This window comes from Thalassotalea insulae, assembly GCF_030161395.1.
In the GTDB taxonomy this organism is placed as follows: Bacteria; Pseudomonadota; Gammaproteobacteria; order Enterobacterales; family Alteromonadaceae; genus Thalassotalea_E; species Thalassotalea_E insulae.
Map to the genome: position 1 here is coordinate 2,647,931 of NZ_BSST01000001.1, position 11,575 is coordinate 2,659,505.

The 11,575-nt window shown below is 42.2% G+C and carries 9 protein-coding genes; 4 read left to right on the forward strand and 5 right to left on the reverse strand.

Features of this window, described 5'->3' with window-relative positions:
- Positions 1–69 precede the first annotated feature (69 nt).
- A complete protein-coding gene (locus QQK06_RS12065) occupies positions 70–1,347 on the reverse strand; it encodes a diguanylate cyclase domain-containing protein (RefSeq protein WP_284244944.1) in 1,278 nt (425 codons plus the stop codon).
- 70 nt (positions 1,348–1,417) lie between these two features.
- Here QQK06_RS12065 and QQK06_RS12070 point away from each other — a divergent pair, with 70 nt between their 5' ends.
- Positions 1,418–2,581, forward strand: a complete 1,164-nt coding sequence (locus QQK06_RS12070; protein WP_284244945.1) for a hypothetical protein — start codon at positions 1,418–1,420, stop codon at positions 2,579–2,581.
- The gene (locus QQK06_RS12075) at positions 2,581–2,991 is read left to right on the forward strand and encodes a hypothetical protein (protein WP_284244946.1); all 411 of its coding nucleotides are present in this window, start codon (positions 2,581–2,583) and stop codon (positions 2,989–2,991) included. The genes QQK06_RS12070 and QQK06_RS12075 overlap by 1 nt, the downstream gene beginning before the upstream one ends.
- 74 nt (positions 2,992–3,065) lie before the next feature.
- Here QQK06_RS12075 and QQK06_RS12080 read toward each other — a convergent pair whose 3' ends face one another.
- The 4 genes from QQK06_RS12080 to QQK06_RS12095 all read right to left on the reverse strand — a co-directional run bounded on the left by QQK06_RS12080 (position 3,066) and on the right by QQK06_RS12095 (position 9,104).
- Positions 3,066–3,779, reverse strand: coding sequence for a DUF6445 family protein (locus QQK06_RS12080; protein WP_284244947.1), 714 nt, complete (start codon positions 3,777–3,779; stop codon positions 3,066–3,068).
- A 1-nt stretch (position 3,780) separates the two neighbouring features.
- Positions 3,781–4,539: a SapC family protein gene (locus tag QQK06_RS12085; RefSeq protein ID WP_284244948.1), complete on the reverse strand. Its 759-nt coding sequence runs from the start codon at positions 4,537–4,539 to the stop codon at positions 3,781–3,783.
- Positions 4,540–4,602: 63 nt separating this feature from the next.
- Entirely contained in the window at positions 4,603–6,183 is a 1,581-nt protein-coding gene (locus QQK06_RS12090; protein ID WP_284244949.1) for a tryptophan halogenase family protein, read from the reverse strand.
- 74 nt (positions 6,184–6,257) lie between these two features.
- The gene (locus tag QQK06_RS12095) at positions 6,258–9,104 is read right to left on the reverse strand and encodes a TonB-dependent receptor (protein ID WP_284246616.1); all 2,847 of its coding nucleotides are present in this window, start codon (positions 9,102–9,104) and stop codon (positions 6,258–6,260) included.
- A gap of 799 nt (positions 9,105–9,903) precedes the next feature.
- On the opposite strand from QQK06_RS12095, the gene QQK06_RS12100 reads away from it, so the two are divergent.
- Together QQK06_RS12100 and QQK06_RS12105 are read left to right on the forward strand one after the other, a co-directional pair.
- Positions 9,904–10,485, forward strand: a complete 582-nt coding sequence (locus QQK06_RS12100; protein WP_284244951.1) for an RNA polymerase sigma factor — start codon at positions 9,904–9,906, stop codon at positions 10,483–10,485.
- The gene (locus QQK06_RS12105) at positions 10,478–11,566 is read left to right on the forward strand and encodes a FecR family protein (RefSeq protein ID WP_284244952.1); all 1,089 of its coding nucleotides are present in this window, start codon (positions 10,478–10,480) and stop codon (positions 11,564–11,566) included. The genes QQK06_RS12100 and QQK06_RS12105 overlap by 8 nt, the downstream gene beginning before the upstream one ends.
- Positions 11,567–11,575 lie beyond the last annotated feature (9 nt).

The following is an 11,575-nucleotide window of genomic DNA, read 5'->3' on the forward strand; positions in this document are numbered from 1 at the left end:
TTTAGAATTGTTATCCGTTAAATAATGGCTTGAATAGCGAAGTAAAGTTAAGAGGAGTGTATGGGAAATCTAACCAGCACTATTTTGCTCAATGACCACCCGATTACGTCCTTGTTTTTTTGCCTGGTATAAACAATCATCAGCGCGCTTTAAGATACTACTGACATTATCATTTGGATGAGATAAAGCGATACCAAAACTTGCGGTGATCTGGCCGACCTCCGGGAATTGATGCTGTTCTACTTTTATTCTAATTTTGTTTGCATGTTGCTGAACACTGTCACTATCTGTGTTGCTAATAGCGATGATAAATTCCTCACCGCCCCAACGGGCGATAAAGTCATGTTCTCTTGCGGTTATTTTTAAGATTTTGGCAAATTCTTGCAGTACGTTATCGCCGACCAGGTGACCATAATTATCATTCACTTGCTTAAAGTGATCTATGTCTAAAATGACGAGTGCAAGTTGCTGATTATTTGCTGTTACATCTTCTAATGCTTGCGGTAAATAATGGTCGGTACGACTGCGATTGTTAAGCTGGGTTAATTTATCGGTAATAGAAACGGTCTCTAACAACAGGTAATCTTGTTCGAGCTTGTCAGATAATTTATTAAACCAATAGATAAGGTAGCCGAGTTCATCTTTATTTTTACGGTGCAAGCGCTGGCTAAAGTCGGTATTACCTAAGGCGAAACTTTTCATTCGCTCAATCACCTGATAAACGCTGCGTCGGGTTGATAATGAAACCACTAAGGTGACAATAAACAGGAATAACATAATAGCAATCGCCATCGTTGCGCCAAAAAACAACAGCTGATTCATTACCTGATTGGTTTCATCGACCGTTTGACGAAAGCCGTCTTGAATTGCATGTTTAAGCTCAGTGAATTGCTGATTTGCTGCATTGTGATAAAACTCTACATCTTGTACCAGTTGGGCTTCTGCAATTAAGCGCTCTTCATTACTGATAATAGTTTTTGCTAATGTATAGGCATTGTCGTAATACAAATTAAAGCTTTGTTGTAGCTGCTCCAGCTGTTTTAGGTCGACCAGATGGGGGTTTTGTTGTAATAGCGCAAAATTGTCAGTGATTTTTGCTTGATGTTGTTCAGTGACCGGTAACCATAGCGGTTCGCCTGCGAGGACTGCGTCTTTAAAGTTGCTACGTATCTCATTAAATAAGTGATTGTTATCGTTAGCGGCTTCTAATAAAGGTAAATAGTGATCGCGAATTTCTTCTATTTTGCCACTGGTTTGTTGATACTCATAATAGCTATAGACTAAAAATGTACTGAATAAGAATAATGCCAATACTGGCACGGCAATCATTTTTTGAAATATCGTCATGTTCGCTTATTTATTGTTGTATACTTTAGTCGCTGTTACGGAATATTTGAATAATGTTAACGGAGTTTAAATGCAATTAAGTGGTAAGCCAAACATTAGCGCACTATACCGCTGCTTTCTATTGATACTTATCAGTTGTTTTACCTTACCTGCGTCAAGTGATAACTGGTCAGATAATTTATTCTTCAATGGTTACTATACACTAGATTTGAGTATAGCAGATAGCGATTTAGCCGTGGTCAGCTCGGTTGGAGAGCAGCAGCAATTTGAGCAGGATAAGCTTAGTTTGCAAAACTCAGTGCTAGGCGGTCAAATTGAATACCAATTTAACGATAATCTTAGTGCCTTTGCCCAAGGAGTCGTTTTTGATAATGATAACTCCGTTAGTACCGCGATTAACTGGGCATACTTAAGTTATGATCTTGGCAACGAGTTCAAAGTACGTGCCGGACTTTTTCAAACGCCATTTCTACAAGGAACAGAACTGAGAACTGTTGGTTATTCCCGGTTATGGGCGCGACCATTAACACCAGGAACAGGTGCTAGCGGCATCAATGAATATCAGGGCGTAGACCTGTTGAAGCATATATCGGTTGGCGAATACCATTGGGATTTTCAGTTAGCCTTTGGCCAAGCAGAACATGATCTCAATGAAGTTGATACCAATGGCATGGAATTGCTTTCTGCTCGGTTAACCTATCAAGATTTTTGGCTTCGCACTGCGGTGATGCATGCTGAGTATTCTGTGCAAACACCACGAGGGCAAACCATTCTCGAGTCAGGTGATGTGCTGATGGTTAGCTTAGAGACGGAAGTGGTGCATAATCAATGGGTAATTAATGCTGGCTTTTCACAAAGTGATTCGGAAGTTACGCCGAATGACACCATGTATTACCTTTCCCTCGCTTATCGATTTGATGAAATCACGCCATTTATCTTAATGACAAAGAAAAATCAGTTTTTTGAGGCATTTGAGGCGCCGCAAGTTGACCGTCTTGGGCCTCTTTCTCCGCAGGACCCTCCACCTGCAATGCCACCTAATGCACCACCACCTCCCGATGGTGATGCCGATGCTTATAGCGTAGCAGCAGGAGCGCGTTGGGATTACAGCGATTATTTTGCCTTAAAATTTCAAATTGAGCGTCTCAAAACCAGTGACGATACTGGCCGGTTGAATGCTTTGGCGAATGATGAAAGCAATATCGCGACAATAACGATAGAAGGGGCGTTTTAATGAAACCTTTTATCACTGCTCTGTTATTATTGTTAACTCAATACAGTTATGGACAAACCGTTGTTGTTGTTGGTAAAAATTCACAGATTGAAAGCTTAACGGTTCAGTTAGTGGAAAATATCTTTTTAGCACGCACAACGCGTTTTCCTAATGGCGATAAAGCTCAGCCAATTGAATTAAAAGATAATGTGTTACGCGATAATTTTTATAAGAATATTTCAGGTAAATCATCTAAACAGCTTTACGCATACTGGACCACGTTAGTATTTACCGGCAAAGGTAAACCACCCAGAGCATATTCTGATAGTAAAGATATACAAGCTAAACTATTGGAGCAACCTGGCAGTATCACTTATTTGCCGTTAAGCCAAGTCACCGATGAAATGAAGATAGTGTATAGTTTTCCGTAATACTAGGACTGTTGTTGTTGAAAAATAGCAACAGCTCTTAACAATGCTCAGGTTCTTGCTCGCGCATTGTAACGTTATTTTACTGTGATAAAGCTGCTGATGGTCAGGCGACCAGCATCAGGGGCCGCAGATAAGCCTATATGTGGTTGGATATCGCCGGAATGTAATACATTACTCGGATAGAGAATTGCCCTGTTCATCTGAGCACTAACAGTATAAAACTGCTCAAACAATGAAGTAGACCCTCTAATATAACCTGGACGTTGGTGAAGTTTGGCTGCCATTGCCTGCTGTTTTAATGTCAGGCGATAGCTGTGGTCGCGCTCTGCATTAATACGTTCAAAACCTGATGCTTTGTGACGATAAAACGAGGTACCGCCATGTCTGTGCTCACACAGATAGTGCACCAGCGCAAACTGGTTGTCGGCTGGGGTGTCAAAGTGGGGCAACATCTGAATCGGTTTTAATTGTGCTGGTTTCGTGGTAGCAATAGAGAATGCAGATAAAGTGACGTCAATTTGTGTTGCTCTACTAAACGGTGGGTATTGTTTTAGTAATGGCAGCAGCTGCTTACCTAATAGGGCATGATATGCTTGAGGGGCATTTCTACGTATCCCTGGGTAATAATCCGACGGTTGGGCAATAAAATCTTGCGCTTCATTCGCTGCTAGCTGACGTAGCTGCTGCGGCTTATCTACAAATTGCTCAAATACAAATAACGGTGTTGCTTCATTACCTATATGATGAATGCTGCTGGTAAGCTCTTTACTGAAAGAAACCGTTAACATATCAGTTCGTTAAGCGTTGGTTTTTGCGTTCAATCAGCGAATAAATCTGACCAAGAGACGTGATGATGGTATAAATCGCCGCTAACCAGCCATCGCGGTGTAATTTGCCAACTTGCTCTGTTGTCAGTGCTGCCAATTTTTGCTGATCTATGGTGTAAAGCCCGTTTAATCGGGTCGACTGCTGGTCGGCAAAAGTCACTTCTAACGACAGTGGTTGTATTAACTGAGCTGTGTTTAATGCCTTAATAAAAGCCTTAGTGTGTTGTTCTCCTTGTAAAATGTGCGCTAATGTCTGTTTTATCTGCTGAAAATAGTCACTCTCTTCGCCGTTATCGGTAAAGAGCCTGACCAAGTGTGGATTCGCATCACCTGAATGACTAGTCGATGGGGAGTTAACGATAGCTGGGCTTTCACTGTCGAGACAAACAACATAGTCTTGGTTTGTCGTTGTTGCTTCGCCGTTTGAATTACCAATAAAAAATGGCTGACGTTGAATTTGTAATGGCAGATAAATACTTTGCCATTGTCCGTTTTGCCAAAAAAGATTTTCTTTTGCCTCAAAGCCTAACATTGCTGCACAAACAAACTCGCCGGTGTCGCCATTTTTCGTTAATACGATTGGGTACTGTGTCGCAAGGTTAGTAAACTCTGCGGTCACGACAGGGATTAAATTAAGCTCTGCGCCGTGTGCTTCAACTTTTTGTTTATCTATTTGTATGTCTTGGTGTTGTTTAGGGGTAACTGCCACTAGTCTGGTCATTTTTTTGTTCTCGTTATTATTCGTTACATCACTGGCTTTCTGCCAAGTTAAATTGCTATCGGATCAAATGGTAGCTAAGCCATATTGGCGAATTTTATTGAGCAACTCCCGATTGGTGGGTAGTGAACTCGTTGCCTGATTGATCATGTGTTTATTTTTTGCAAATTGCTCTGTAGCAAAAGCCGGATTATTTAGCTGATGTTGTAAATGGCGATAATCACTTTTAAAGCCCATACCATATAAAACATACTGATAACTCGCAGCCGGAAATACTTCATTGTTGCTGGTAAAGTCATAATCGGCCGGTGAGCGATGTTGCCATAGTCGCATCAGGTCCTGCAGGCTTTCCGGGATAGTGTCAGGGTGCCTATTATCTGTCCAAAAAGCATTATCAGTGCGTTTGCTTAAAATATAATGCAGTTTGAGGAAGTCGATGATCCTGTCCCAGCGATATAAAAAGGTCTCGTTAAAACGCTTAGCAACCACATCCATGACTTCACGGGTCACCGGTAATTGTTCGCTGATCATCTCTGCGGATAATTCCACTAACACTAATGCTGATGCTTCCAGAGGTTCTAAAAAGCCAGCCGATAATCCAACGGCAACACAATTATTTTGCCAAAACTTAGTTCGGTGACCACTTTTTATCGGAATTTTTCTGACGTTGTGTGAATCCAAAGGTTGACCAATATATTGCGCCAATACTTCGCGTGCTTGCTGCTCAGAACTGTACTTACTGGCATATACATAGCCAACACCACGGCGATGCTGGAGTCCGATATCCCAAATCCAGCCAGCTTCTTGTCCGGTAGAAATTGTATGGGAAGCGATCGCGGTGTTTTCATTTTCATAAGGCACTTGCACGGCGAGCGCGGTATCGATAAATAACACATCATCACAGGGCTTAAATGGTACCTGAAAATGTTGCCCTAACAACAGCGAAGTAAAGCCGGTACAATCGACAAATAAATCACCGTGAAGTGCGCCATGTTGCTGAGTTGATAACGATGCTATGTCATTATTTTCTTTGCTGTTGACGGCAATCACATCATCAACAATATGTTGTACTCCAAGCTTATCGCAACAGTGCTTTTGTAAAAACACGGCAAATTTACCAGAGTCTAGGTGGTAAGCATAATTGGCTACGGCACTAAACTCGGGTGTTCTGATGGTTTTCGGTGCTAAGTGTTGTTCACAGATAGCTTCTTGAAAACAGACATCATTGGAAAATGACGATTTATCCGCTCTGTTTAATGTGTGCCAATAGGCGGCAAGATCGTCTTTGCCAAAGCCTTGCGGTAATACTAACGGGTGATAGTAGAAGTCATTTTCAGTGCCGTCGACCCACTTGGCAAACTTAGCCCCTTGTTTAAAGCTGGCATCACACTCTCGAATAAAGTCGGTCTCACTGATCCCCAAAGCGATCAAGGTGCTGCGCATTGTCGGCCAGGTTCCTTCACCAACTCCGATAGCTGGAACTGTAGGGGATTCAATTAAGACAACATTGATGTTCTTGTTGTCAGCCGCCTTATGTTTAGCGGCAATACGTCCGGCAGTTAACCAGCCGGCGATACCACCACCGACCACTACCACAGTGTTAATGGCATTAGTGGTATGGTGATTAGCTTGAGTGTTCGTTTTCATAAGTAGTCACTGATTTACTTGTTATTAAACAAAGAACGGTTATTGCAGCGCAATAACCGTTCTTATTGTTGCGGTTAAAATGTACCGCGAACACCGAAAGCAAAGCGACGGCCACTGTCTTCAACTAATAACAGCTGATTTTTAAAACGACCACGTTTATGTACATATTCTTCAGTGAGGTTAATGCCCTCAAGGAAGAGAGTAATGTTTTCGGTAACATCATAGCTAGCGCTGGCATCTACCTGCGCATAGTCTTCAACAATAGTGACACCATCACCGTTTTGCTGGGTCAGTGACTGCACAAAACTGTCTCGCCAATTGTAGGCAATACGTGCTTGTAATGGGCCATTTTCATAAAAGCCAACTAGGTTATATGAGTCACTTAAACCCGTTAATGCAAAAACCTGTGAAATATCTGCGGGATCTAAGTCTGCATCGCTATCAACGATAGTGGCATTAGCCATTAAACCAAAACCGCTGTCAAAGGTATGTTGCAGCGCGATTTCCCAGCCGTCAACAATCGCTGATTCACTGTTATTCGGTAAGGTATTGGTGAAGGTTGCTACGCCATCAGCGGCATCTGGGTTATCAACATCATTACCGGTTGATGGATCGGTTAACAGGCCACCATTAGCCGTTTCAAAGGTAATTTGCTCAGTTGAATTGATAATAAAGTTGGCGACATTTTTTCTGAAATAACCGGCTGATAAATAGCTAGCATCGGCATAGTACCATTCCAGTGATAAATCTAAGTTGTCAGAAGTAAATGGTTCTAACTCAGGGTTACCTGAACTTGAGGTTAAGTTCCCCCCTTGACGAGTAGTACCAATAACCGTTACTGGCGACATACTATCTAGTGTCGGACGGGTAATGGTTTGCGACGCTGCCAGACGGGCGATCAGTTCATCACTGATTTCCAATTTCACACTGATGTTTGGCAAGATTGCTTCATAATCTGAGCTTTTGGTGATCGATTGTGCCGCGCCGTAGCTGGCAAGCATTTCAGTTTTATCTAAGATCACTAATTCAGACACTGGTTCATCGGTACCATCAACGTCAACATCGGTAGATTCATAGCGCATACCTGCGGTTGCCGATAATGGCATGCCGGCAAGTTCAGTTTCAAAATCAAACTCGGCATACAAGGAGAAGGTTGTTTCCGTCACTTCATATGACTTATTGCGCTTAACCGCATCGAAGCTGATCGGATTGCCATTGGCGGCGGCATATTGCTCTAAAAACGCAAAGTTTGCTTCGCCATCATGGGCAAGCCATGAGGTAGGCATGCGACCGCTACCACTAACGTCACTTAAAAAGTCACTGCCGGCGTTGAAAACATATTGTTCAAATGCATCCATGTTCGGTGCATCCGGGTAACCACAAAACGCACAGTGAATACCTTCGCCTTCATTATCCCAACGCTCTAACGTTTTAGTTTCAGCTGAGTACATAGCACCAAATTTAACCGCGACTAAACCACTGTCGCCATCGTCTAACCAGGTGCTGTCCCAGCGAAATTGATCAACAGTATCTTCCACTGCCCAACCACGGCGTAACATGACATGCGCACGGCTATTGGCGGGATCTAAATGATCAGAAACGCCATCTGGGGTGACGTTAGGATCGTAAGCGGTGTTATCTTGTTCTTGCTGACCACTGTAAATATTGGGGTTAGCGCTGGCAAACTCACTGGCATAAGGCAAAATATTATCATCCACTTGAAAGCGAACACGGTTGGCATAACCAATAAGTGATAACTGATCACCACGCCCATTGTTGGCGGCACGTTCGGCATTTGAATGGCTGATATCGAACTTCATATTGAGGTTATCATTGACATCCCAGTCAAAATTTAGTCCTAACGCGCTGGACTCCGTCAAGCGGTCGAATTTTTTTGCATGCATATCGGTAGCTAAACCAACTTCTTGATACAAATCGATCACAGTACCGTTTTCATCAACCGTTGGACCAGCAGCATCGCCAAAACCTTCAAGGTTAGGTGCAGTAAACCAGTGACCATAAGAAGTAGTGTCTGTTTCTACATCAAAATCTGAATAAAGCGCATCAGCCGTGACAATGAGGTTATCAGATGGTGCGTACTGCAATACTAAATTGGCGTTGGTACGAGTACGATCTTCCGTGGTAACTTTATGATCATAGTTACGTGGTGAAAAAATATTGCCGCTGTATGCTTGGCCGCTTTCGGTCATTGGATTTGGCACACCAACGTTTTCTAACCAACCATCCATTTGTGCCTGATTAAGTCTGGTTTCACGTTCCTGATGAGAAATAGCAAATAGCACCCCAAACGTATCATCATTAAAGGTATTGCTGATCAGCGCTGATACTTGTGGTGAGGTTTCTTCGCTATTGCCGTCGTAAATGCCTTTGATACTACCGGCAACTTTAAAGCCGTTAATCGCAAAAGGTTTTGCGGTGTTAACATTTACAGTTGAGCCAATGCCACCTGACTGCATGGTGGCGGTAGAGGTTTTATGGACATCTAAGCTTTTAACTAATTCAGATGCAATGGTATCAAAACTAAAGGCACGGCTTTGATTTTCTGACGCCATTTGCCGGCCGTTAACCAGCACAGTATTAAACTGCGGACCAAAGCCACGTACGGTAATTAACTGGCCTTCACCACCAGAGCGATCGATGGAAACACCGGTAATGCGTTGCAGCGATTCTGCTAGGTTAGTATCGGGAAACTTACCGATATCTTCTGCAGAAATTGAGTCGACCACACCACCAGCTTCGCGTTTGGCATCCATTGCCCGGCCTAATGCTCCCTTGATCCCCCTAACTTCTATTACTTCAATTTCCTTTGCTGCGGTATCTGCGCTGGCCGGTACTGCGGCAACGGCACTCAATACTGCGAGTACTGCACTGGAAACTTTATTTTTTTTATAATTCGCCATGTCGTTTTTTCTCTCAAAACTTGGATCTATTAAGATAGATAACTGCCCACTTTCGCTAATGTCAGTTTTGAGACCGCTATCTTTTAGCAGCAAATTGAGGGCATTCATTATCGAATACTCACCAATCACAGCGTTGGTTTGCTTGTCTGCAATGTTTTTCATTGGAAACAGCAAGGTGATGTCGGCTTGTTCTGCAAAACTTATTAGTGATAAGTCGGCTCTTTGTCTGGGAATATTAAAAATAACCTTTTCGTGTTTTTCTCCAGCAGTTACCACTGTGGTGGATAAACTGAACATCAGGAATAAAACTATTAAACGTAAACGTATTTTTTGATATTCCGTGTACAGGGATTTTCCCCATACATTCAACAAGGACGACTGGCGTGTAATTTTCCTCCATATAAATTTGTTTAAAATATTATTCATTATTTTTGGCTGACCGCTCATAGTGCACTATTTGATTGCCTAATTATTATTGTTTTCAGCTGTTGGCATCGGAACGAAAAAAGTTGGTAGCATGCTGTATAACTAGCTGTTTATCCTGGATATTAAGCCTGTATGCGTCTTTTTTATAATGTTTTTATTACATTGCATACGTTTTCATCTATCAAAAACCTTATTACAGTTCATACTGTAATTACAAGCTTTAACCAAAGCGCTTAAATAATGAAACAGAAAAAAACTGAAGTTTTATTGGCGGATTTATTAAGCTCATTCGTCTACTAGATATCGCCTCCTGTTACTGGCGAAACACAGATGAGCATAACGCTCTGAATAAGCCGTTGTTGAGTGGAACATAATGTCGAATGACACATTATTTTATAAAGCCTATTTAGCGTCGAGAAAAAGTATTTCTCGCTTGGTTGCCCGTATTGTGCCGCCACATGAAATAGAAGACATAGTGCAGGAAACTTATGTCAGAATTTGTCAAATCGACAATAAAGCGCATATTTCTTCGCCAAAATCTTTCATGTTTAAAACCGCAAGAAATTTGGCGTTGGACTATCAAAAACAGGCTCATATTAAGCTAGTAGATAGTTTAGAAAATGTTGAAGCATTAGAGCAATTATTAACAGAACAAACTAAAGATGAAGTCTACGAAAATGCAGTGACTGATAGTGAGTTTGCTCACTTTTGTCAGGCAGTTAGACAGTTACCACTGCAGTGTCGTAAAGTGTTTGTTTTAAAGAAAGTATATGGCTATTCGCAAAAAGAAATAGCAAGCCAATTAAACCTTAGTGAAAGTACCGTGGAAAAGCATATATCGTCGGGTATGAAGCGTTGCACCTTATTTATGCGTAATGTTACACGCAATGGCGGGCAACAAGACAAGAACTCAGCTCAAGTGAGCAAAGTGAGTACAGGAGGGACTTATGAGTAATATTCATCAATTTCATGAGCACTCCCAATTAAAACAAGAGCAACAGAGTCAGGAAGAGCAGATTTTAGCGCAAGCCAGTGATTGGATTGCCAAACTTGATCGTGGCTTAAGTAACGATGAGCAATATCAGTTGCAGCAGTGGTTAGCGCTTGATAATCAACATGTTGAAGTCTTATTTGAAGTGGCGCAACTCTGGGACAAAATGGATGAGCTTAGCCGCTTAGCTGATTTGTTTCCGCCAAGTCAGCAGCAAAAAACATTTCCTAAATGGCTAGGAGCCGTTGCAGCATCGGTTATCGTGATGCTGACTTTAGGTATTTATTATGCTGGTTTTCAGAGCTCGATATTCGGCAACGCCGAACAGGCGTCTGTAGTGGCGAAACAGATGCATTATCAAACTCAGGTTGGGGAAAGTAGCACCATCAATTTACCGGATAACAGTAAAATGGTGTTAAATACCAATAGTTTTGTCCAGATTACTTATACGCCAGCTGCGCGAGTGATTGAATTACAACGAGGTGAAATTCATATTGATGTCGCGCATGATAAATCTCGTCCACTCAGTGTGGTTGTCGGTGGCAAGGTGATCCAGGCGGTAGGTACTGCTTTTAATGTCGAAGTACGTAATGAGCTGGTCGAGCTTATTGTTACTGATGGTAAGGTGCTGGTTGCAGAGCAACCGTTAGTAACGAAAGATAACGACGTTACGCCTATGACGAGCCGTTTACCGGCCAGTTCAATGGCAATCTCAAAAGGTGAAAAAGTCGACTTAGACTTAACCGGCCAAAAAGCAGAACAAGTAGTGAAAGTAGATGCCGGAGAGCTTGCTGCCAGTTTATCTTGGCGTCAGGGTAACCTTATTTTTCGTGGGGAACAATTAGCGGATGCGATGGCAGAAATTAGCCGCTATACCGATATAGAATTTGAACTTTCGGACGATGAAAAGCTACGTCAGGTGCAGGTAGCCGGTATGTTTAAAACAGGCGACGTTAATGGTTTGTTAGATGTATTAAATCGTAATTTTAATATCAGCTATCAACGGGTGGCAAACGATAAAATATTATTGAAATTTGCAGGCTAAAAATTTGAG

What these genes read in the sequence shown, in the direction of transcription:
- QQK06_RS12105 (WP_284244952.1), top strand. Translation starts at nt 10,478, where the DNA reads ATGAGTAATATTCATCAATTTCATGAGCACTCCCAATTAAAACAAGAG.
- QQK06_RS12080 (WP_284244947.1), bottom strand. Translation starts at nt 3,779, where the DNA reads ATGTTAACGGTTTCTTTCAGTAAAGAGCTTACCAGCAGCATTCATCAT.
- QQK06_RS12075 (WP_284244946.1), top strand. Translation starts at nt 2,581, where the DNA reads ATGAAACCTTTTATCACTGCTCTGTTATTATTGTTAACTCAATACAGT.
- QQK06_RS12100 (WP_284244951.1), top strand. Translation starts at nt 9,904, where the DNA reads ATGTCGAATGACACATTATTTTATAAAGCCTATTTAGCGTCGAGAAAA.
- QQK06_RS12070 (WP_284244945.1), top strand. Translation starts at nt 1,418, where the DNA reads ATGCAATTAAGTGGTAAGCCAAACATTAGCGCACTATACCGCTGCTTT.
- QQK06_RS12065 (WP_284244944.1), bottom strand. Translation starts at nt 1,347, where the DNA reads ATGACGATATTTCAAAAAATGATTGCCGTGCCAGTATTGGCATTATTC.
- QQK06_RS12090 (WP_284244949.1), bottom strand. Translation starts at nt 6,183, where the DNA reads ATGAAAACGAACACTCAAGCTAATCACCATACCACTAATGCCATTAAC.
- QQK06_RS12085 (WP_284244948.1), bottom strand. Translation starts at nt 4,539, where the DNA reads ATGACCAGACTAGTGGCAGTTACCCCTAAACAACACCAAGACATACAA.
- QQK06_RS12095 (WP_284246616.1), bottom strand. Translation starts at nt 9,104, where the DNA reads ATGGCGAATTATAAAAAAAATAAAGTTTCCAGTGCAGTACTCGCAGTA.